We start from the raw sequence: 18,168 nt of genomic DNA on the forward strand, positions 1-18,168 counted from the left end.
AAATCGTCGAGTAACGGGGTCTTCCCCGCGCAAGCGGGGAAACACCGGGTGGGTGGCAGGCGATCGCACAGCAATCACCGACAACCCACGCAGACGATATCAATAACAAAGGCCGCCCATAGTGGGCGGCCTTTTTGCGATGCGGCTTCTGCGACGATGCCCATTGCTGTTAAGGGATTAAGGGCGATCGGAATGCCAGAAGCCGCGCAGATAATTGTTTCCGCGAAACCCCTTGCCACCCACGCCGACTCCCCCTATACGGCACAAATCCTGACAGGGTGCGCTTTGCGTGCCCTTTTTGGTTCATTATAGACGCGATGAAGGATGGCGGTGGTCGTCACTCTTCCTCTCCGATCTCAACCCTATCAAAAGGGTGATGACATGGCCGCTAGCCAAAACATCCGTATCCGCCTTAAGGCGTTTGATTTCCGCGTGCTTGATGCAAGCACTGCAGAAATCGTCAGCACAGCAAAGCGCACTGGCGCCTCTGTGCGTGGTCCGATCCCACTGCCAAACAAGATCGAAAAGTTCACCGTTCTGCGTGGTCCACACGTTGACAAGAAATCCCGCGATCAGTTCGAGATCCGTACGCACAAGCGTCTTCTCGACATCGTTGACCCAACACCACAGACTGTGGACGCGCTGATGAAGCTCGACCTGGCCGCCGGTGTTGACGTTCAGATTTCTGTATAAGGGGTAGATCAGATGCTCCGTACAGGACTTATTGCAAAGAAAGTCGGCATGACCCGGCTTTTCATGGAAGACGGCAAGCAGATTCCTGTGACCGTTCTTTCGCTCGAAAACCTGCAGGTTGTTGCACAGCGTACCGCTGAGAAGGATGGCTATGTTGCTGTTCAGCTTGGTGCTGGCTCTGCTAAGGTTAAGCGCACAAGCCAAGCGATGCGTGGTCACTTTGCCGCGGCTAAGGTTGAACCCAAGCGCAAGGTCGCTGAGTTCCGCGTTGCCCCGGAAAACATGATCAACGTCGGTGAAGAGCTGACAGCGAACCATTACTTCGAAGGCCAATACGTTGACGTATCCGGCACATCGATCGGTAAAGGTTTCCAGGGTGCGATGAAGCGTCACAACTTTGGGGGTCTGCGGGCGTCTCACGGTGTGTCGGTCAGCCACCGTTCGCACGGGTCTGTTGGCCAGTGTCAGGATCCAGGTAAGATCTTTAAAGGCAAGAAAATGGCCGGCCACATGGGTTCTGCCCGCGTGACGACACAGAACCTTCAGGTCATCAAAACAGATCTGGACCGTGGTATCATCATGGTCAAAGGCGCTGTTCCTGGCTCCAAAGGTGGTTGGGTGACTTTGAAGGATGCGGTCAAAAAGCCGTTGTCTGAAAATGTCGTTTACCCTGCTGGTCTGCGGTCTGCTGTGAAAGCGGCTGATCAAACCGATGCCCCAGTTGAGGGAGGCGAAAACAATGAAGGCTGATGCAATCAAACTTGATGGCAATGCTGCTGGTTCCGTCGAACTGAACGACGCAATCTTCGGTCTTGAGCCACGCAAGGACATCCTGCACCGTGTGGTGCGCTGGCAGCGGAACAAAGCCATGGCAGGGACACACGATGTTCTGGGCCGGTCCGAAGTTTCGTATTCGACCAAGAAGATCTATCGCCAAAAAGGCACCGGTGGCGCACGTCACGGTTCCAAAGGCGCGCCGATCTTCCGTCACGGTGGTACTTACAAGGGTCCAACCCCACGTAGCCACGCGCACGAGCTGACCAAGAAGTTCCGTAAGCTTGGTCTGAAGCACGCACTGTCCGCGAAAGTGGCCGCAGGCGAGCTGGTGATCGTTGAGGACATCAACATCAAGGACGCAAAAACCTCTGCTCTGGCCAAAATGGTCGGGACTTTGGGTTGGAAGCGTGCGCTGATCATTGATGGTTCCGAACTGAACGCTGACTTTGTCCGTGCAGCTGCAAACATCACAACCCTGAACGTTCTCCCTTCGCAGGGTGCCAACGTTTACGACATTCTGCGCAGCGACACACTTGTGTTGACCAAAGCAGGCGTCGAAGCACTGGAGGCTCGTTTAGCATGAGCGTGAAAGCAGAACATTACGACGTGATCCGCAAGCCGATCATCACTGAAAAAGCAACAATGGCTTCTGAAGCCAATGCCGTTGTTTTCGAAGTGGCAATCGACGCCAACAAACCACAGATCAAAGAAGCTGTTGAAGCTTTGTTTGGTGTGAAGGTCAAAGCGGTCAACACGACGATCACTAAAGGTAAAGTTAAGCGCTTCCGTGGCGCCATCGGTACCCGCAAGGACGTCAAGAAAGCCTATGTGACCTTGGCTGAAGGCAACACGATCGACGTCAGCACAGGTCTGTAAAGACCGTCGTTAGCGAACATTTTAAAGGCCCTGCTTTTGCAGGGCCTTTTTTTGTGTCGCGCGGTCGTTTTGTCCCCTGGTTGCAATGCCAATGCGTTAACCCTGTTTCGGCTAGGCGGACCCATGCGGGGGACGTAGTCTGGGAAAATGAGGCGCGCGCAAATGACCATTTTTGCGCTGCTTTTTTGCAGCGGGCTGAAGGAGCCAAACTGTTGATCACCGACGTGCAGGATTTTTTCACCAAGGGGTGCGGACGCTGCGCCCGCTTTGACACAGCCGATTGTGCGGCACGGGTTTGGGCCGATGGCGTGATGCTGCTGCGCGCCATCTGTCTTGGCGCAGGTTTGGAAGAAGCGGTGAAATGGGGGCATCCGTGCTATATGCATGCGGGCCGCAATATCGCGATGATCGGGGCGTTTCGCGGTGACTTTCGGCTGACGTTCATGAACGCCGCCTTGCTGCAAGACACCGCCGGGGTGCTGGAAAAGAACGGCCCTAATACGGCCACGGCAAGCGTGGTATTTTTCCGATCTGCCGATGACGTGCAGCGGATAGAGCCGACCATCCGGTCCTATTTGGACGCGTTAAAAATCCACGCCGAGGCCGGGACAAAACCACGCAAGTTAGACCGTGATCTTGCATTGCCCGAAGAGCTGGTTAACGCGCTCGATAATGACCCTGAACTGGCCGAAGCCTTCCACGGCCTGACGCCGGGCCGGCAGAAAAGTTATGTGATCAACCTAAACAGCGCCAAGCAACCCGCCACACGAGTAACGCGCATCACGAAGTTCCGCGAAAAGATCATAGCCGGGAAGGGCGCATTGGAGCGGTGATAGCCGACACGCCTTACATCGCGACAGCATGCTGACTGGTGTTGCCGAATTTGTGAATGTGGCGCGCGTATTGCCTGCGCGGGTGTAGATGCATGGTTTGGTCAACAAGACGCCGTCATCGTATAGCCCGAAATGAAAGCATGGATGCGGCGGCGCACGAAAGGGTGGATTTGTGTTGGTGCGGTGTCGCCCGCGACCAGTTTGGGCCAACACCCCTTGCCACCTTCCTCCCTCCCTGCTACATCCCCGCAATCACCCGGCCCCGGATTCGTTCCGGGGTCGTGTTTTATTGTCTTGGGGACCTTCGGGGCCCTATAACTTCAGGCTCCTCACAAGGGGCCGCCAAGCAAACGGAAGAAGCTAACATGGCACTTAAGTCGTATAAGCCGACGACGCCAGGCCAGCGCGGGCTGGTGCTGATCGACCGTTCGGAGCTTTGGAAAGGACGCCCAGTTAAGGCCCTCACAGAGGGTCTTACAAAATCGGGTGGCCGGAACAACACCGGACGGATCACAATGCGTCGCATTGGTGGGGGCGCAAAGCGTCTTTACCGCATCGTCGATTTCAAGCGCAACAAACTGGATATGCCAGCTGTTGTTGCCCGGATCGAATATGACCCGAACCGGACCGCATTTATTGCGCTGATCCAGTACGAAGATGGCACACAGAACTACATTCTTGCACCACAGCGCCTTGGCGTTGGTGACAAGGTCATTGCATCCGCCAAGGCTGACATTAAGCCCGGCAACGCAATGCCGTTTTCTGGCATGCCGATCGGTACGATCATTCACAACATCGAAATGAAGGCAGGCAAAGGCGGTCAGATCGCCCGTGCAGCTGGTACTTACGCCCAGTTTGTTGGTCGTGATGGCGGCTACGCACAGATCCGTCTTTCTTCTGGCGAATTGCGTCTGGTCCGCCAGGAATGCATGGCCACTGTCGGTGCTGTGTCGAACCCAGACAACTCCAACCAGAACCTCGGTAAAGCAGGCCGTATGCGTCACAAGGGCGTTCGTCCTTCTGTCCGCGGTGTTGCGATGAACCCGATCGACCACCCTCACGGTGGTGGTGAAGGCCGGACATCTGGTGGTCGTACACCTGTTACCCCATGGGGTAAGGATACCAAGGGTACGCGCACACGTAACAAGAACAAAGCATCGCAGCGCCTTATCGTGCGTTCGCGTCATGCCAAGAAGAAGGGTCGTTAATTATGGCTCGTTCCGTCTGGAAAGGCCCGTTTGTGGATGCCTACGTGCTGAAAAAAGCCGAAGCATCCCGCGAAAGCGGCCGCAGCGAAGTGATCAAGATCTGGTCGCGTCGTTCTACAATCCTGCCTCAGTTCGTTGGTCTCACCTTTGGTGTGTACAACGGCAAGAAGCACATCCCTGTGAACGTCTCTGAGGACATGATCGGTCAGAAGTTTGGTGAATATTCGCCAACACGGACCTATTACGGTCACGCAGCAGACAAAAAAGCGAAGCGGAAATAAGCCATGAGCAAGGATAAGAATCCCCGCCGCGTGGCCGACAACGAAGCAATGGCAAAACTGCGCATGCTCCGTACTTCGCCACAGAAACTGAACCTCGTCGCAACACTGATCCGCGGCAAGAAAGTTGAGCAGGCTCTGACTGACCTGACTTTCTCGAAAAAGCGGATTTCGGATGATGTGAAGAAATGTCTTCAGTCGGCAATCGCCAACGCTGAAAACAACCACAACCTGGACGTCGACGCATTGGTCGTCGCCGAAGCTTATGTCGGGAAGAACCTGATCATGAAGCGCGGTCGTCCACGGGCACGTGGCCGTTTTGGCAAGATCGTGAAGCCGTTTTCAGAACTGACCATCAAGGTGCGTCAAGTTGAGGAGCAATCATAATGGGTAACAAAGTAAACCCCATCGGCATGCGTCTTCAGGTCAACCGCACCTGGGATAGCCGCTGGTATGCAGACACCAAAGACTATGGTGACCTGCTGCTGGAAGACCTGAAAATCAAAGCTTTCGTTAAGAAAGAATGTGCTCAGGCTGGCATTAGCCGCGTGATCATCGAACGTCCGCACAAAAAGTGCCGCGTTACGATCCATGCTGCGCGCCCTGGTGTGATCATCGGCAAGAAAGGTGCAGACATCGAAGGTCTGCGTCAGAAGCTGGCGAAACTGACCAAATCAGAACTGCACCTGAACATTGTTGAAGTGCGCAAGCCCGAACTGGACGCAGCCCTTGTTGCTGAATCCATCGGTCAGCAGCTTGAGCGTCGTGTTTCGTTCCGTCGCGCGATGAAGCGTTCGGTTCAGAACGCAATGCGCATGGGTGCTTTGGGTATCCGCGTGAACTTGTCCGGTCGTTTGGGTGGCGCTGAAATCGCGCGTACCGAATGGTACCGTGAAGGTCGCGTGCCACTGCACACACTGCGTGCGGACATCGATTACGCACTGTTCGAGGCGATGACACCTTATGGGATCATCGGCATTAAGGTCTTCATCTACAAAGGTGATATCATGGCGCATGATCCTCAGGCGCACGACCGTAAACACGCTGAGCTGCAAGAGGGTGCTGTTCCACGCGGCCCCGGCGGCCCACGCCGCGACCGCTAAGGAGTAGACGATATGCTGCAACCAAAGCGTACAAAACACCGCAAGCTGCACAAAGGCCGGATCAAGGGTGAAGCAAAGGGCGGGTCTGACCTGAACTTTGGCACCTTCGGCCTGAAGGCGACCCAGCCAGAGCGGATCACCGCACGTCAAATCGAAGCGGCACGCCGCGCGATGACACGTCACATGAAACGTCAGGGTCGCGTCTGGATCCGTATCTTCCCAGATACGCCAGTCACATCGAAGCCTGTCGAAGTGCGGATGGGTAAAGGTAAAGGCTCCATCGATTTTTGGGCATGCAAGGTCAAACCAGGCCGGATCATGTTTGAAATTGATGGCGTTACCGAAGTTGTCGCACGTGAGGCCCTGCGCCTTGCTGCGATGAAGCTGCCGATCAAAACACGCACCGTGGTGCGCGAAGACTGGTAAGCCTAGTCGGCTGTAACCAGTGATCAAAATAAGCCCCCGCTGTGTAATCGGCGGGGGCTTTTCTTATGGGTGGTGGGGGGTAACTCTGCGTCTAATTTCCCCTCGCCATGCCGTCACACGCCCGCTACCGTGCACCATGTGAACAAGGTTTCACACCGGCATAAATCTGACCAGAAGGGGAATTCCATATGTCTATTCTTAAACGCGGCCTAAAGGGTGCGCCTGTTAAGCGACTTCAAAAGAAGTTGGGCATTGCTGACGATGGCGACTTTGGTCCGGGAACTGAAAAAGCTCTGAAAGAGTGGCAATCTGCAAATGGTCTGGCCGCTGATGGCATTGCAGGCCCCGATACGTTCGCGGCCATCGGTCTGCCAGAATTGATCCTGCTGCGCAAAGGCTCCCGCGGCGCGCAGGTTAAGAAACTACAAGCTGATCTGGGCATTAGCGCTGATGGCGCATTCGGTCCGGGTACAGCGAAAGCAGTTGCTGATTTTCAAGCGGCCAACGGTTTGGCAGCTGACGGCGTTGCTGGTCCCGATACGCTTTCCAAGATGACCGCTTTTGCAGAAGTTGTCACCGAGGCTGTTGTTCAGGCCGCCGCCGTGCAGCCAGACGAAGAGCATTTCGAGGCTGAGCCACTTCCAGAACTGAATGGCGTCGAGGTGGTTCAGGCTGCCGAAGCAGAACAGGCTGCTCCTCCCAAGTCTGCTTGGGGCAAAGTAAAAGGCTGGTTCTCTTAACGCTAAAAAGCCCCTTCTGCGATGTCAGAGGGGGCTATTTAAGGTGACGTCGACACCAACGGCCTGTCAGGGTCAAAGCCGCACCACTCTGATGCTTTTAACCAAGTTGCTGTAACGCCGTACAACGAGAAGACATCGTAGATCATAAACTGCCCTGCGTGTTGCACTCCGACCTCCACAAGATCCCCGGCACGCAGTGCGTCGATCGTTTCAGTGACAAAGGCATTATGCGCCAATGCGCTGAATTCGCTGTCGCTCCAATCGTTTTGAAATGCGCCGACCTCTATTTTTGTGGAAATTGGCAGGATCAGGCTGTCCACGATCAGGACGACCGAGTCGCCCGGCGTCATTGGGCCCGCTGAATCGCGCAGGTTTGCCGGGGTGTATGTGATCGTTACCTCCGCACCGCCGTCGTTAACGTCGATTGCTAAAACCCCGGCGCCGCCGTCGTTCCCGGTCCAAACTTCGCAGCCGTATGAATCAAATTCGACATATTCATATTTGCGCACCGTCCACGCACCGTACGACCATCTCTCAAAGGTCACTTTTTCAGCCGCGACAGATTCCGATGCGACACAGATCGCCAGCGAAAAAACAAGCGTATGTTTCATTGTTGATCCTTCGGAATGATAAGATGACTGTCCCTGACGGTGCCTTCATGTGTCAATAGGGTGGCCGTCACGGGCCTGCCACATCAGAACCGCACAATGCGGTCTGGGGTGATCCGGTAGGTTACTTGATCAAGGTCGTTGGTGTCCATGAAACGCGCGATAGACCCAAAGGTGGCCGTTGCGACATTCGCCCCATGATCCGCGGTGGTCAACGCCCGCGATGCCGCCGGTGCAAGCGCCCGTTGCAGGCCGCTGACCCGGATGTCCTGTGGGTCGAAGTAGGCTGTGATGTTGGCCTTGATTTGCGCCATATCGCTGGTGCCGTATAGCGCGGCCATCAAGATGTTCAGCGTGTGCTCTGTGCAGTTTTGAAACTGGTTCGTGTTCGGGTTGGCCAGCGCTGAATAGTTCGGGTTGTGCAGTCCGGCATAGGCCGGGCTGTTGATCACATCGAGCAGCTTTTGTTGAAGCCTTGCATCAGGAATAATCACACCAGCGTCAAGCACATGGGCACCGGCGAAAAAGTCGGCAGGGCGGTCCTGAACAAGACTGCTGCGGCTGTCATCATTGGGCTGCTGATACAGGTTATAAACCTGATATCCCATGCCCCGCGATCCGTCCGGCAGGGTGATCCGCGAGTATACCCAGATGCCAACATGCGTATAGGTGACGCCATCAGGCAGTTGGGCGGGGTCGCGGCCGACGCGACCCACCAATGCAACGCTGGCACCGCGTGATGCGAGGTCTTGTTGGACGCGGTTCGAAAAATTTGCGACCTGTTCAATGGGCAGGACCGGGTTGCCAGCGGCGCTGCTACCGGCAACGGCGGGGACGGGTGCCGCGAGTGCGGCTATGAACAGGCAATGGCGTAAAAAGGTTCGCATGGTGTTTTCCTTTTCCAGCCGACTATAGCTTTGGTGGTGCGTTGGGTGCGACTGTGGCGACGGTGCCGTCGGCATTATACATGACGATACCGGCGTTGGTGGAAGCCGTGCCGACATCAGCCAGCGCGGCACCTGATACCGTCAACACCGATCCTGCAGCCATCATAGGGACAGCGGTGACCGTCGCGACACCGGTCACTGCCGCTGCAGTGCTTTCACCGATCGCTTGACCGCTGTGGTTTACGGCTTGGCCAGAGTGTTGACCGCTTGTTGTCGCGCAGCCTGCGACGCTGATTGTTGCGATCAGGGCGACGGCAGGAAAAGATCGAAATGACATGGTGTTCTCCAGTTTGTGAACGTTGCTCACAAACTGGTAGAATAAGACCTTGCAGCGGTCAATACATTTTTTGAACTATGTTCAATAAATGTATTTCCTGACTATTCCCAACTATAGTTGAAGCTGACGCTGATGCGTTCTTCTTCCTCGGCCATGTTCATGGGAACCTCGTGGCGCAGCCAGCTTTCCCACATCAGGACCTCGCCGACTTCCGGTTTGACGTAGATAAACGGGCGCAATTCCTCGCGGGCGGTTTTCACGCGGGTGGGGGCGGCCATCATCATCGGCAGGCGCGGGTCTTCGAGTTTCAGCGCGCTGGCGCCTTCGGGCATGGCGACATAGGTGGTGCCGCTGATGACGGAATGGGGGTGGATGTGGCTGGAATGTGTGCCGCCGGGGGGCAGGATGTTGATCCAGATATCTTCAAGCTTCAGCTTTTTATCACCAAGATCAAATTCTAGATCCTTCGCAAATTCAGCAACGTGCGCATCCAGAACTTTGACCAGATCCTTAAAGATCGGAAACCGCCATGGCAGGTCGGTCAGCGATGCATAAGAGGTGTATCCGGGATAGCCGTTTTCTTCGCACCATTCCTGGCCAGCCTCGTCATCGTCAGCAATGACAAGGCAAGAGTTTTCCAGCTCGCTGGGGTCAATCGGGCCATGCTCTGACAGCTTGGCGTGGTAAAGGCGGGTCGCGAACAGCGATTTGATATGTGTCATGCCGCAATAATACCCCAAGGTTGGGGTGTTGCGCCAGCGGGGCGCACACCCTGCCGTCACGTGATGTGCGATAGGTGGTCGATGCTGCGCGAATCGTGGGTAAAAGCACCTGCTATATGAAATCTGTTGTTGGCACCGCGCTGGATTGGTGTCGGACATCCGCTGGGCAACTGCGCGCCGACTAGGGTCGCGCGGGGTTTTTGGGAAGCTTTGCCAGCCATTCAGTCATCTCTTCGTTATGGTTAGCAATCTCTTCTGCAAACGCGACCTCACAAATACCTTCCAAGACGGCAGCAATTTTATAGTAAAGCAATTCATCCAGACTATCGCTATCAAGAAACTCTAGCTCTTTGCGCCCTTTACCGGGCATTCCAGGATCAGCCAAATTAAGTATGTCATTGATTAGTTTTGGGACACTTTTTGCCTGCAGGTCGTGAGAAAGTTGATTCCGCAGCGTATTCAGTTTGTTGCAAAGAGTGTAAAGCGAGTTGTCCAGATCGACGCCGTATAGCGCCTTCACCAGTGATAACTTAGTTGCGAACTTCGTTTGATTCCCAAGAATTGCATGTGGATTTTTGAGCCGCTTAGCGGCCGCAGCCTCTAGGGTTTGTTCGAGAGCAAGATGGCCCTTCAATATCAAAGTTGTTCTTCCGTCTCCCCCCTCAAGGGCATGTTTTAGCAATACGTCCATATCGATGGATGGGTGTCTTGACGGAGGCGGCATGAGTGTATGAGGCATAAGAATAGAGTATGCTGAACGTCTAGCGATCGGCTTGTGAAAACGCTTGCCAACTGCACCATCCCCCCCTATACGGCGCACTTCTACCCCCACTCCACTGGGATTCGGGTGACGTGTTGCACGGCCCTCCGGTGATGTTGACAAAGGAAAACGGCATGAACGCCAATGAACTGCGGGATAAAACGCCCGATCAGCTCCGTGAAGAGCTGGTGAACCTCAAAAAAGAATCCTTTAACCTGCGTTTTCAGCAGGCGACTGGCCAACTTGAAAACACTGCTGGTATCCGAAATGCACGTCGCAATGCTGCCAAAGTTAAAACAATCCTGAACGAAAAAGCAGCATCCGCTGCTTCGGAGGCTTAATCCATGCCTAAGCGTATCCTAGCCGGGGTTGTCACAAGCAACCAAAACGAACAGACGGTCACAGTTTCTGTAGAGCGTCGTTTCAAGCACCCGCTGCTGCACAAGACTGTGCGTAAGTCCAAGAAGTACCGGGCGCACGACGAGAACAACACTTTCAACGTTGGTGATCAGGTCCGTATCCAGGAATGTGCACCAAAATCGAAAACGAAACGCTGGGAAGTTATCGCCTCTTAAGGCGGTTACCAACAGATTAAACGAAACCCTGGGGCCCCGGACGGAAATCGGGAATACCTCATAGGTCGGAAGGAAACCAAATGATCCAGATGCAGACCAATCTGGATGTTGCTGACAACAGCGGCGCACGCCGTGTTCAGTGCATCAAGGTTCTGGGTGGCTCACATCGTCGTTACGCGAGTGTCGGTGACATTATCGTTGTATCGGTGAAAGAAGCCATTCCACGTGGCCGCGTAAAGAAAGGTGACGTCCGTAAGGCCGTCGTCGTACGCACCGCAAAAGAAGTTCGCCGTGAAGACGGCACAGCCATTCGTTTTGACAGCAACGCTGCTGTTATTCTGAACAACAACAACGAGCCAGTAGGTACACGTATCTTTGGACCAGTTGTTCGCGAATTGCGCGCAAAGAACTTTATGAAAATCATCTCGCTTGCTCCGGAGGTGCTGTAACTATGGCTGCTAAACTCCGCAAAGGTGACGACGTGATCGTTCTTGCTGGCAAGGACAAGGGCATGAAGGGCACAATTTCGTCTATCGACCCAAAGTCTGGCAAAGCAATTGTTGACGGTGTCAACATGGCGATCCGCCACGTAAAGCAATCCCAGTCTACAGAAGGTGGCCGCACGCCAAAGGCGATGCCTATCCAACTGTCGAACCTGGCAATCGTTGACAAAAATGGCAAAGCGACCCGCGTTGGCTTCCGTATGGATGGCGACAACAAGGTCCGTTTCGCCAAGACAACAGGGGATGCGATCTAATGCTTGATACCGCAAACTATACCCCACGTTTGAAGGCTGAATATGCTTCCAAGGTCCGCGCGACTTTGAAAGAAGAGTTCGGCTACAAAAACGACATGCAGATCCCACGTTTGGACAAAATTGTTCTAAACATTGGCTGTGGCGCCGAAGCTGTCCGTGACAGCAAGAAAGCAAAATCAGCCCAAGACGATCTGTCTACCATCGCTGGCCAAAAAGCTGTCGTCACCAAAGCCAAGAAATCCATCGCGGGTTTCCGGGTCCGTGAAGACATGCCTTTGGGTGCAAAGGTGACGCTGCGCGGCGACCGGATGTACGAATTCCTTGACCGTCTGATCACAGTTGCAATGCCTCGTATCCGCGATTTCCGCGGCGTATCTGGCAAATCCTTTGACGGTCGCGGCAACTACGCCACTGGCCTAAAAGAGCACCTGGTGTTCCCCGAGATCAACTTCGATAAAATCGATGAGAACTGGGGCATGGACATCGTTATCTGCACCACAGCGAACACTGACGCTGAAGCAAAAGCATTGTTGAAAGCTTTCAACATGCCTTTCAACAGCTAAGCGTTAGGGAGAGATTAGAAATGGCTAAGAAATCCATGATCGCGCGTGAAGTGAAGCGCGAAAAGCTGGTCAAGCAGTACGCTGAAAAGCGCGCCGCATTGAAGGCTATCATCAACGATCAAGCAAAACCCGTCGAAGAGCGTTTCAAGGCAACCCTTGAATTGGCAAAACTGCCGCGCAACTCTTCTGCGACACGTTTGCACAACCGTTGCCAGCTCACCGGGCGTCCACACGCCTATTACCGTAAACTCAAGATCAGCCGGATCGCGCTGCGGGACCTTGGTTCCAATGGCGAAATCCCCGGTATGGTTAAGTCGAGCTGGTAAGGAGCACACACTATGAACGATCCTATCGGTGATATGCTCACACGTATCCGTAACGGCCAAATGCGCGGCAAAGCAGCGGTGGAAACACCTGCTTCGAAACTGCGCGGTTGGGTTCTGGACGTGCTTTCTGACGAAGGTTACATCCGCGGTTACGCAAAGAAGGATGGCAAAGATGGCCACCCTGCTTTCTTGATCGAGCTGAAATACTACGAGGGCGCTGCAGTTATTCGCGAAGTGAAACGGGTCTCGAAACCCGGTCGTCGTGTGTACCTCGGTGCAAATGACCTCCCATCTGTCCGTCAGGGCCTGGGTGTGTCGATTGTCTCCACCTCAAAAGGTGTGATGTCGGATGCAAACGCACGGGCGGCCAACATTGGCGGCGAAGTGCTCTGCACTGTATTCTAAGGGGATAACATGTCTCGTATTGGTAAAAAACCGGTTGAGCTGCCATCAGGCGTTACCGCGTCTGTGTCTGGTCAAACCATTGAAGTGAAAGGCCCTAAAGGGACCCGGAGCTTTAAAGCAACCGACGACGTCACCATCACTGTTGATGGCAATGTTGTTACAGTAGAACCACGCGGCAAATCCAAGCGCGCGCGCCAGCAGTGGGGCATGAGCCGCACAATGGTTGCGAACCTTGCGACTGGCGTATCGACAGGCTTCAAAAAAGAACTTGAACTGTCGGGCGTTGGTTACCGGGCACAGATGCAGGGCGATAAGCTCCTGAAACTGTCCTTGGGCTATAGCCATGATGTGAACTTCGAAGTGCCAGAGGGGATTACTGTTACATCTCCTAAGCAGACCGAAATCACTGTGGAAGGTATCGACGAGCAACTTGTTGGTCAGGTCGCGGCAAACATCCGCGAATGGCGTAAACCCGAGCCGTATAAAGGCAAGGGCATCAAGTACAAAGGCGAATACATCTTCCGCAAAGAAGGCAAGAAGAAGTAAGGAACGCACAAATGGCAAACAGCAAAAGAACTCTGTTTCTGAAGCGCCGCATGCGCGTTCGGAACAAAATCAAGAGCATCACTGCGAACCAAGGGCGTGCGCGCCTTTCGGTTCACCGCTCGAACAAAAACATCAGCGCCCAGCTGATCGACGACGTGAACGGCGTGACTATCGCGTCCGCTTCGTCGCTGGAAAAAGATTTGGGCGTGGTTGGCAAGAACAACATCGAAGCTGCTGCAAAAGTGGGTGCTGCAATTGCAGAACGCGCGAAAAAAGCGGGCATCGAAGTTGCTTATTTCGACCGTGGTGGTTTCCTGTTTCACGGCAAGATCAAGGCTTTGGCCGAAGCTGCCCGTGAAGGTGGTTTGAAAGTCTAAAGGGTAGGGTGGGTGCAAGCCCACCCTGCGCGCATACTGCAAGGCGGGTCCGCCTGCCTTCGATGATCAAGGCCTAAGCTACGGTTTGGCACTTTGATTGGAAAACGGCGCATCGCGCCACGAAATATAAGGACGCCATCAATGGCAGAACGTGATAACAATCGCGGCGGCAACCGTCGTCCCCGTGAAGAACAAACACCCGAGTTTGCTGACCGTCTGGTCGCGATCAACCGGGTTTCCAAGACCGTAAAAGGTGGTAAGCGCTTTGGCTTTGCTGCTTTGGTTGTTGTTGGTGACCAAAAAGGTCGCGTCGGTTTCGGTAAAGGGAAAGCAAAAGAAGTCCCTGAAGCGATCCGTAAGGCGACTGAACAAGCCAAGCGTCAGATGATCCGCGTTGCACTGCGCGATGGTCGTACGCTGCACCACGACATCGAAGGTCGTCACGGTGCTGGTAAAGTTGTGATGCGTTCAGCACCTGCGGGTACTGGGATCATCGCCGGTGGTCCAATGCGTGCCGTATTCGAAATGTTGGGCGTCCAGGACGTTGTATCGAAGTCGATCGGTTCGCAGAACCCTTACAACATGATCCGCGCCACAATGGACGGCCTGTCCAAAGAGCAGTCACCACGGAACGTAGCGCAGCGTCGCGGCAAAAAAGTTGCCGACATTCTGCCAAAGCGTGACGACGCACCTGCTGCATCCGCTCAAGTCGCTGAGGAGGCTTAAACCATGGCAAAAACTATCGTCGTTAAGCAAATCGGTTCGCCAATCCGTCGCCCTGCCAAGCAGCGCGCAACGTTGGTTGGTCTTGGCCTGAACAAAATGCACCGTACCAAAGAACTCGAAGATACACCTTCGGTTCGCGGCATGGTCAACTCTATCCCGCACCTCGTTGAGATCATCGAAGAGCGCGGCTAGGCAGACCAGTCTGGTTTGTAGAGACATAGAAACGCCCTCGGGAAACCCGGGGCGTTTTTTGTTGGATGCCGCTATTTCGCCACAATGCTGCCATGCGGCATGACGTTGCTGCATAGCGGCAATTCCGAACCGGCGTTTGTTGTTTGCGCTAACGTCCCCTACTTTGAAGTCATGGAATTCAACGTCCCACAGCAGGCATCCGGCCGCAGGGACACGGTAGGAAAAGGAAAACTGATATGGCATTCGTGAATACAACAGGTCAAAACACTGGCATCAACTTTGGTCAGATCGTTAACAACGCAATCGCGCAAATCAAAACCGCAAGTGCGCGTCGGGCTGTCTACCGCGAGGTTTACGGGCAATTGCACAACATGTCTGACCGCGACTTGGCAGATATCGGCGTCAGCCGTATCACCATCCGTGACGTCGCTGTGCAGGCGGCCTACGGCGCGGCATAAGCATTTCATGACATCGTTATCGGGGCGCCAGTGAGACATCACGCGGCGCCCTTTTTTGTTGCTGCGCGTCAAATTCGCACGGGCAGGGGGCAAGTTGACTGCGCCCACTTGATCCAGCCCACGCATCCGTCTATACGCCGCTGGTCGGACCACGCATGGCCCGACTCAATTGTAACGCCGTGTTTGACCGCTCCCGTCGCTGGGGGTCAGTTCCGGCAAAAGGAGAAGCGACATGAAACTGAATGAACTAGCCGATAACGAAGGCGCAACCCACCGTCGCAAACGCGTTGGCCGTGGTCCAGGTTCCGGCAAAGGTAAGACCGGTGGCCGTGGTATCAAGGGTCAAAAATCCCGTTCGGGTGTTGCGATCAAGGGTTACGAAGGCGGCCAAATGCCTTTGTACCAACGTCTGCCTAAGCGTGGCTTTAACAAGCCAAATCGCAAGGCATTTTCTGTTGTGAACCTGGGTCTGATCCAGAAATTCATCGACGAAGGCAAAATTGATATCAAAGCTGACATCACCGAAGATGCGTTGATCGCGTCCGGTCTGGTGCGCCGCAAAAAAGACGGTATCCGCGTTCTGGCCAAAGGCGATTTCACTGCGAAAGCAACAATCGTTGTAACTGGTGCATCGCAAGGTGCGGTTGATGCCGTTGCCAAAGCTGGCGGTTCTTTGACCGTTGCAGCGCCAGCAACACCTGTCGCGGCTGAGTAAGGCTTGTGAGCGGCGGAAACGTCGCTTACATATTCCTCACGTTTCCCTAACGCCGCCAACGGGAACCCGTCTGGCGGCGTTTTTTGATGAAAAGAGACTTTAATGGCTTCTGCAGCAGAGCAAATGGCAGCCAACATCAGTTGGGGCGCCTTCGGCAAAGCAACTGAACTGCGCCAACGTATCCTGTTCACGATCGGCATGTTGATGGTTTACCGTCTTGGGACGTATATCCCTGTGCCTGGCGTCGACCCTATCGCGCTGCGTGACTTTATGCAGCAGGCGGCAAGCGGGATCGGTGGCATTTTGTCGATGTTCACGGGCGGCGCACTGTCGCGTATGGCGATCTTTTCGCTGGGCATCATGCCGTACATCTCTGCTTCGATTGTGATCCAGTTGCTGGGTTCGATGTGGGAGCCACTGAAGAACCTCAAAAAAGAAGGCGAGCAGGGCCGCCGTAAGCTGACCCAATATACACGCTACGGCACCGTGTTTCTGGCGTCCGTACAGGCCTATTTCTTATCCGTCGGGCTGGAAGCCGGTGACTTTGCGCTGGATCCGGGCCTGTTTTTCCGGGCGTCTGCCGTTCTGACGATCGTCGGTGGGACAATGTTCCTGATGTGGATTGGTGAACAGATCACGGCGCGCGGGATCGGCAACGGGATCTCTTTGATCATCTTTGTTGGTATTATCGCTGAAATTCCTGCTGCATTGGCGCAGTTTCTGGCGCAGGGCCGTTCCGGTCTGGTCAGCCCGCTGACCATCATCGGTATTTTGATCATGGTTGCGGTCGTTCTAACCTTTGTTGTCTTCATGGAGCGGTCGTTGCGCAAGATCCATATCCAATACCCGCGCCAACAACGCGGCATGAAGGTATATGACGGATCCAGCAGCCACCTGCCGATCAAGGTGAACCCGGCTGGTGTGATCCCTGCGATCTTTGCCTCTGCATTGCTGTTGCTGCCGACCACCATCAGCACCTTTAGTGGTGGCGCGACTGGTCCCGTTATGTCGACCATTCTGGCGCTGTTTGGCCCCGGCCAGCCGCTTTATCTGATTTTCTTCGGCGGTATGATCGTGTTCTTCACGTATTTCTACACCCGCGAAGTGGCGTTTAAGACAGAAGATGTCGCCGATAACCTGAAGAACCAGAATGGTTTTGTGCCTGGCATTCGTCCCGGTAAAAAGACCGCGGAATACCTTGACTATGTTGTGACGCGTATTCTGGTTTTGGGTTCTGGGTATCTCGCGCTTGTCGCGTTGCTGCCCGAAATTATTCGGTCGCAACTGTCAGTTCCGTTTTACTTTGGCGGCACATCCGTGTTGATTATCGTGTCGGTTGGGATGGATACAATCCAGCAAATCCAATCGCATCTTGTGGCCCATCAATACGAAGGGCTGATCGAGAAGTCACAGTTGCGCGGTAAGCGCAGCGCATCCAAGCGTAAGGGACCATCGCGTAAATGAATATTATTCTGCTGGGACCGCCGGGGGCGGGCAAGGGAACACAAGCACGCAAGCTCGTGGATGAACGTAATATGGTGCAACTCAGCACTGGCGATATGTTGCGTGCCGCGCGGACCAGCGGAACAGAAATGGGCAAGAAGGTCGCGGCCGTGATGGACGCGGGCAACCTTGTCACCGACGATATCGTGATTGGCCTGATCCGCGAGCAGCTTGAAGCGGATAACGGCGCGGCTGGCTACATTTTTGACGGCTTTCCCCGCACTTTGGCGCAAGCCGATGCCTTGGGCCGTTTGCTGGCGGATATGGGCGAAAACCTCGATTGTGTGATCGAGATGCAAGTGAATGATGAGGCGCTAGTCGCCCGGATCACGGCCCGTTCGACCTGTGGATCCTGTGGTGAAGTCTATAACGACAACACCAAGCCGATCCCAGCTGACGGTAAATGCACCAATTGCGGCGCATCTGATTTCCAGCGTCGCGCCGACGACAACGAAGACAGTCTGAAAACGCGCCTGATGGCGTACTACAAACAGACCAGCCCGCTGGTTGGATATTATTATGCCAAGGGTGATCTGAAGACTGTAGATGGATTGGCCAGCATGGATGAAGTCGCGGCAAGTATTGCGGATGCGCTTGCTTAGGGTCGCGCTTTGTTAATCTGTTTGGGATGGGTTGACCCGCACCGGAATGCCCCCTAAACAGCGCCATCCCGCAAGGGAATCAATGATCGGTTAACGGGTCGCCCCCGGGACGCCATCAACCACCTCGATATGACTTAAGCCCGCGCGAATCGCTGCGGGCTTGCGTTGTGAAAAA

General features: G+C 54.6%; 31 protein-coding genes. 26 read left to right on the forward strand and 5 right to left on the reverse strand.

Annotated elements, in window-relative coordinates:
* The first annotated feature begins 381 nt into the window (after window positions 1–381).
* The 11 genes from rpsJ to ACXJGX_RS12015 all read left to right on the forward strand — a co-directional run bounded on the left by rpsJ (window position 382) and on the right by ACXJGX_RS12015 (window position 6,934).
* Complete coding sequence (gene rpsJ / locus ACXJGX_RS11965) at window positions 382–693, forward strand: 30S ribosomal protein S10 (RefSeq protein WP_090194803.1); 312 nt, start codon at window positions 382–384, stop codon at window positions 691–693.
* A 12-nt stretch (window positions 694–705) separates the two neighbouring features.
* Entirely contained in the window at window positions 706–1,443 is a 738-nt protein-coding gene (rplC, locus tag ACXJGX_RS11970) for a 50S ribosomal protein L3 (RefSeq protein WP_474781945.1), read from the forward strand.
* Window positions 1,433–2,053: a 50S ribosomal protein L4 gene (gene rplD, locus ACXJGX_RS11975; RefSeq protein WP_474781947.1), complete on the forward strand. Its 621-nt coding sequence runs from the start codon at window positions 1,433–1,435 to the stop codon at window positions 2,051–2,053. Before rplC ends, rplD begins: the two co-directional genes overlap by 11 nt.
* Window positions 2,050–2,346, forward strand: coding sequence for a 50S ribosomal protein L23 (locus ACXJGX_RS11980; protein WP_474781949.1), 297 nt, complete (start codon window positions 2,050–2,052; stop codon window positions 2,344–2,346). Before rplD ends, ACXJGX_RS11980 begins: the two co-directional genes overlap by 4 nt.
* 212 nt (window positions 2,347–2,558) lie before the next feature.
* On the forward strand, window positions 2,559–3,179 hold the full coding sequence (locus ACXJGX_RS11985; RefSeq protein WP_474781951.1) for a YdeI/OmpD-associated family protein: 621 nt from the start codon (window positions 2,559–2,561) through the stop codon (window positions 3,177–3,179).
* A 365-nt stretch (window positions 3,180–3,544) separates the two neighbouring features.
* Window positions 3,545–4,387: a 50S ribosomal protein L2 gene (rplB, locus tag ACXJGX_RS11990; protein WP_474781953.1), complete on the forward strand. Its 843-nt coding sequence runs from the start codon at window positions 3,545–3,547 to the stop codon at window positions 4,385–4,387.
* A gap of 2 nt (window positions 4,388–4,389) precedes the next feature.
* Complete coding sequence (gene rpsS / locus ACXJGX_RS11995) at window positions 4,390–4,668, forward strand: 30S ribosomal protein S19 (protein WP_474781955.1); 279 nt, start codon at window positions 4,390–4,392, stop codon at window positions 4,666–4,668.
* A gap of 3 nt (window positions 4,669–4,671) precedes the next feature.
* Window positions 4,672–5,052: a 50S ribosomal protein L22 gene (gene rplV, locus ACXJGX_RS12000; protein ID WP_474781957.1), complete on the forward strand. Its 381-nt coding sequence runs from the start codon at window positions 4,672–4,674 to the stop codon at window positions 5,050–5,052.
* A complete protein-coding gene (gene rpsC / locus ACXJGX_RS12005) occupies window positions 5,052–5,768 on the forward strand; it encodes a 30S ribosomal protein S3 (RefSeq protein ID WP_474781959.1) in 717 nt (238 codons plus the stop codon). The genes rplV and rpsC overlap by 1 nt, the downstream gene beginning before the upstream one ends.
* 12 nt (window positions 5,769–5,780) lie before the next feature.
* Window positions 5,781–6,194 carry a 50S ribosomal protein L16 gene (gene rplP / locus ACXJGX_RS12010; protein WP_474781960.1) on the forward strand — a complete coding sequence of 138 codons (414 nt, stop codon included), beginning with the start codon at window positions 5,781–5,783 and terminating at the stop codon, window positions 6,192–6,194.
* Window positions 6,195–6,382: 188 nt separating this feature from the next.
* The gene (locus tag ACXJGX_RS12015) at window positions 6,383–6,934 is read left to right on the forward strand and encodes a peptidoglycan-binding domain-containing protein (RefSeq protein ID WP_474781962.1); all 552 of its coding nucleotides are present in this window, start codon (window positions 6,383–6,385) and stop codon (window positions 6,932–6,934) included.
* 38 nt (window positions 6,935–6,972) lie between these two features.
* On the opposite strand, the gene ACXJGX_RS12020 is transcribed toward ACXJGX_RS12015, so the two are convergent.
* The 5 genes from ACXJGX_RS12020 to ACXJGX_RS12040 form a co-directional block, all read right to left on the reverse strand.
* Window positions 6,973–7,545 (reverse strand): hypothetical protein, encoded by a 573-nt coding sequence (locus ACXJGX_RS12020; protein WP_474781964.1) that lies wholly within the window; start codon window positions 7,543–7,545, stop codon window positions 6,973–6,975.
* Window positions 7,546–7,628: 83 nt separating this feature from the next.
* Window positions 7,629–8,429, reverse strand: coding sequence for a DUF2145 domain-containing protein (locus ACXJGX_RS12025; protein ID WP_474781966.1), 801 nt, complete (start codon window positions 8,427–8,429; stop codon window positions 7,629–7,631).
* 22 nt (window positions 8,430–8,451) lie between these two features.
* Window positions 8,452–8,766: a hypothetical protein gene (locus ACXJGX_RS12030; protein WP_474781968.1), complete on the reverse strand. Its 315-nt coding sequence runs from the start codon at window positions 8,764–8,766 to the stop codon at window positions 8,452–8,454.
* 101 nt (window positions 8,767–8,867) lie between these two features.
* The gene (locus ACXJGX_RS12035; protein ID WP_474781970.1) at window positions 8,868–9,488 is read right to left on the reverse strand and encodes a TIGR02466 family protein; all 621 of its coding nucleotides are present in this window, start codon (window positions 9,486–9,488) and stop codon (window positions 8,868–8,870) included.
* Window positions 9,489–9,669: 181 nt separating this feature from the next.
* On the reverse strand, window positions 9,670–10,179 hold the full coding sequence (locus ACXJGX_RS12040) for a hypothetical protein (protein WP_474781972.1): 510 nt from the start codon (window positions 10,177–10,179) through the stop codon (window positions 9,670–9,672).
* Window positions 10,180–10,382: 203 nt separating this feature from the next.
* On the opposite strand from ACXJGX_RS12040, the gene rpmC reads away from it, so the two are divergent.
* The 15 genes from rpmC to ACXJGX_RS12115 all read left to right on the forward strand — a co-directional run bounded on the left by rpmC (window position 10,383) and on the right by ACXJGX_RS12115 (window position 17,993).
* Window positions 10,383–10,589 carry a 50S ribosomal protein L29 gene (gene rpmC / locus ACXJGX_RS12045; RefSeq protein WP_474781973.1) on the forward strand — a complete coding sequence of 69 codons (207 nt, stop codon included), beginning with the start codon at window positions 10,383–10,385 and terminating at the stop codon, window positions 10,587–10,589.
* Between the two features lie 3 nt (window positions 10,590–10,592).
* Window positions 10,593–10,823 carry a 30S ribosomal protein S17 gene (gene rpsQ / locus ACXJGX_RS12050; protein WP_474781975.1) on the forward strand — a complete coding sequence of 77 codons (231 nt, stop codon included), beginning with the start codon at window positions 10,593–10,595 and terminating at the stop codon, window positions 10,821–10,823.
* Between the two features lie 80 nt (window positions 10,824–10,903).
* Window positions 10,904–11,272: a 50S ribosomal protein L14 gene (gene rplN / locus ACXJGX_RS12055; protein WP_339932868.1), complete on the forward strand. Its 369-nt coding sequence runs from the start codon at window positions 10,904–10,906 to the stop codon at window positions 11,270–11,272.
* Between the two features lie 2 nt (window positions 11,273–11,274).
* Complete coding sequence (gene rplX / locus ACXJGX_RS12060; protein WP_474781977.1) at window positions 11,275–11,580, forward strand: 50S ribosomal protein L24; 306 nt, start codon at window positions 11,275–11,277, stop codon at window positions 11,578–11,580.
* The gene (gene rplE / locus ACXJGX_RS12065) at window positions 11,580–12,143 is read left to right on the forward strand and encodes a 50S ribosomal protein L5 (RefSeq protein ID WP_474781979.1); all 564 of its coding nucleotides are present in this window, start codon (window positions 11,580–11,582) and stop codon (window positions 12,141–12,143) included. The genes rplX and rplE overlap by 1 nt, the downstream gene beginning before the upstream one ends.
* A 20-nt stretch (window positions 12,144–12,163) precedes the next feature.
* Window positions 12,164–12,469 carry a 30S ribosomal protein S14 gene (rpsN, locus tag ACXJGX_RS12070; protein ID WP_474781981.1) on the forward strand — a complete coding sequence of 102 codons (306 nt, stop codon included), beginning with the start codon at window positions 12,164–12,166 and terminating at the stop codon, window positions 12,467–12,469.
* A gap of 12 nt (window positions 12,470–12,481) precedes the next feature.
* A complete protein-coding gene (gene rpsH / locus ACXJGX_RS12075; RefSeq protein ID WP_474781983.1) occupies window positions 12,482–12,874 on the forward strand; it encodes a 30S ribosomal protein S8 in 393 nt (130 codons plus the stop codon).
* A 9-nt stretch (window positions 12,875–12,883) separates the two neighbouring features.
* Window positions 12,884–13,420 carry a 50S ribosomal protein L6 gene (rplF, locus tag ACXJGX_RS12080; RefSeq protein ID WP_474781985.1) on the forward strand — a complete coding sequence of 179 codons (537 nt, stop codon included), beginning with the start codon at window positions 12,884–12,886 and terminating at the stop codon, window positions 13,418–13,420.
* Between the two features lie 11 nt (window positions 13,421–13,431).
* A complete protein-coding gene (gene rplR, locus ACXJGX_RS12085; RefSeq protein ID WP_474781987.1) occupies window positions 13,432–13,797 on the forward strand; it encodes a 50S ribosomal protein L18 in 366 nt (121 codons plus the stop codon).
* A 141-nt stretch (window positions 13,798–13,938) separates the two neighbouring features.
* The gene (rpsE, locus tag ACXJGX_RS12090; protein WP_474781989.1) at window positions 13,939–14,523 is read left to right on the forward strand and encodes a 30S ribosomal protein S5; all 585 of its coding nucleotides are present in this window, start codon (window positions 13,939–13,941) and stop codon (window positions 14,521–14,523) included.
* Between the two features lie 3 nt (window positions 14,524–14,526).
* Window positions 14,527–14,715 carry a 50S ribosomal protein L30 gene (rpmD, locus tag ACXJGX_RS12095; RefSeq protein WP_474781991.1) on the forward strand — a complete coding sequence of 63 codons (189 nt, stop codon included), beginning with the start codon at window positions 14,527–14,529 and terminating at the stop codon, window positions 14,713–14,715.
* A gap of 236 nt (window positions 14,716–14,951) precedes the next feature.
* Window positions 14,952–15,173 carry a DUF1127 domain-containing protein gene (locus ACXJGX_RS12100; RefSeq protein ID WP_474781993.1) on the forward strand — a complete coding sequence of 74 codons (222 nt, stop codon included), beginning with the start codon at window positions 14,952–14,954 and terminating at the stop codon, window positions 15,171–15,173.
* A gap of 232 nt (window positions 15,174–15,405) precedes the next feature.
* Window positions 15,406–15,888, forward strand: a complete 483-nt coding sequence (gene rplO / locus ACXJGX_RS12105; protein ID WP_474781995.1) for a 50S ribosomal protein L15 — start codon at window positions 15,406–15,408, stop codon at window positions 15,886–15,888.
* 102 nt (window positions 15,889–15,990) lie between these two features.
* A complete protein-coding gene (secY, locus tag ACXJGX_RS12110; protein WP_474781997.1) occupies window positions 15,991–17,352 on the forward strand; it encodes a preprotein translocase subunit SecY in 1,362 nt (453 codons plus the stop codon).
* Complete coding sequence (locus tag ACXJGX_RS12115; RefSeq protein WP_474781999.1) at window positions 17,349–17,993, forward strand: adenylate kinase; 645 nt, start codon at window positions 17,349–17,351, stop codon at window positions 17,991–17,993. The genes secY and ACXJGX_RS12115 overlap by 4 nt, the downstream gene beginning before the upstream one ends.
* Window positions 17,994–18,168 lie beyond the last annotated feature (175 nt).

It is taken from the genome of Yoonia sp. SWMV100 (genome assembly GCF_056108365.1).

Coding starts and splice junctions, on each gene's coding strand:
- rplX (WP_474781977.1), top strand. CDS start 11,275: ATGGCTGCTAAACTCCGCAAAGGTGACGACGTGATCGTTCTTGCTGGC.
- rplN (WP_339932868.1), top strand. CDS start 10,904: ATGATCCAGATGCAGACCAATCTGGATGTTGCTGACAACAGCGGCGCA.
- ACXJGX_RS12020 (WP_474781964.1), bottom strand. CDS start 7,545: ATGAAACATACGCTTGTTTTTTCGCTGGCGATCTGTGTCGCATCGGAA.
- ACXJGX_RS12100 (WP_474781993.1), top strand. CDS start 14,952: ATGGCATTCGTGAATACAACAGGTCAAAACACTGGCATCAACTTTGGT.
- ACXJGX_RS11980 (WP_474781949.1), top strand. CDS start 2,050: ATGAGCGTGAAAGCAGAACATTACGACGTGATCCGCAAGCCGATCATC.
- ACXJGX_RS12035 (WP_474781970.1), bottom strand. CDS start 9,488: ATGACACATATCAAATCGCTGTTCGCGACCCGCCTTTACCACGCCAAG.
- ACXJGX_RS12040 (WP_474781972.1), bottom strand. CDS start 10,179: ATGGACGTATTGCTAAAACATGCCCTTGAGGGGGGAGACGGAAGAACA.
- rpsN (WP_474781981.1), top strand. CDS start 12,164: ATGGCTAAGAAATCCATGATCGCGCGTGAAGTGAAGCGCGAAAAGCTG.
- rplP (WP_474781960.1), top strand. CDS start 5,781: ATGCTGCAACCAAAGCGTACAAAACACCGCAAGCTGCACAAAGGCCGG.
- rpsS (WP_474781955.1), top strand. CDS start 4,390: ATGGCTCGTTCCGTCTGGAAAGGCCCGTTTGTGGATGCCTACGTGCTG.
- rplF (WP_474781985.1), top strand. CDS start 12,884: ATGTCTCGTATTGGTAAAAAACCGGTTGAGCTGCCATCAGGCGTTACC.
- rplC (WP_474781945.1), top strand. CDS start 706: ATGCTCCGTACAGGACTTATTGCAAAGAAAGTCGGCATGACCCGGCTT.
- ACXJGX_RS12015 (WP_474781962.1), top strand. CDS start 6,383: ATGTCTATTCTTAAACGCGGCCTAAAGGGTGCGCCTGTTAAGCGACTT.
- ACXJGX_RS12025 (WP_474781966.1), bottom strand. CDS start 8,429: ATGCGAACCTTTTTACGCCATTGCCTGTTCATAGCCGCACTCGCGGCA.
- rpmD (WP_474781991.1), top strand. CDS start 14,527: ATGGCAAAAACTATCGTCGTTAAGCAAATCGGTTCGCCAATCCGTCGC.
- rpsE (WP_474781989.1), top strand. CDS start 13,939: ATGGCAGAACGTGATAACAATCGCGGCGGCAACCGTCGTCCCCGTGAA.
- rplV (WP_474781957.1), top strand. CDS start 4,672: ATGAGCAAGGATAAGAATCCCCGCCGCGTGGCCGACAACGAAGCAATG.
- rpsJ (WP_090194803.1), top strand. CDS start 382: ATGGCCGCTAGCCAAAACATCCGTATCCGCCTTAAGGCGTTTGATTTC.
- rpsQ (WP_474781975.1), top strand. CDS start 10,593: ATGCCTAAGCGTATCCTAGCCGGGGTTGTCACAAGCAACCAAAACGAA.
- rpsC (WP_474781959.1), top strand. CDS start 5,052: ATGGGTAACAAAGTAAACCCCATCGGCATGCGTCTTCAGGTCAACCGC.
- rplB (WP_474781953.1), top strand. CDS start 3,545: ATGGCACTTAAGTCGTATAAGCCGACGACGCCAGGCCAGCGCGGGCTG.
- secY (WP_474781997.1), top strand. CDS start 15,991: ATGGCTTCTGCAGCAGAGCAAATGGCAGCCAACATCAGTTGGGGCGCC.
- rplR (WP_474781987.1), top strand. CDS start 13,432: ATGGCAAACAGCAAAAGAACTCTGTTTCTGAAGCGCCGCATGCGCGTT.
- rpsH (WP_474781983.1), top strand. CDS start 12,482: ATGAACGATCCTATCGGTGATATGCTCACACGTATCCGTAACGGCCAA.
- rplE (WP_474781979.1), top strand. CDS start 11,580: ATGCTTGATACCGCAAACTATACCCCACGTTTGAAGGCTGAATATGCT.
- ACXJGX_RS12115 (WP_474781999.1), top strand. CDS start 17,349: ATGAATATTATTCTGCTGGGACCGCCGGGGGCGGGCAAGGGAACACAA.
- rplO (WP_474781995.1), top strand. CDS start 15,406: ATGAAACTGAATGAACTAGCCGATAACGAAGGCGCAACCCACCGTCGC.
- ACXJGX_RS12030 (WP_474781968.1), bottom strand. CDS start 8,766: ATGTCATTTCGATCTTTTCCTGCCGTCGCCCTGATCGCAACAATCAGC.
- rplD (WP_474781947.1), top strand. CDS start 1,433: ATGAAGGCTGATGCAATCAAACTTGATGGCAATGCTGCTGGTTCCGTC.
- rpmC (WP_474781973.1), top strand. CDS start 10,383: ATGAACGCCAATGAACTGCGGGATAAAACGCCCGATCAGCTCCGTGAA.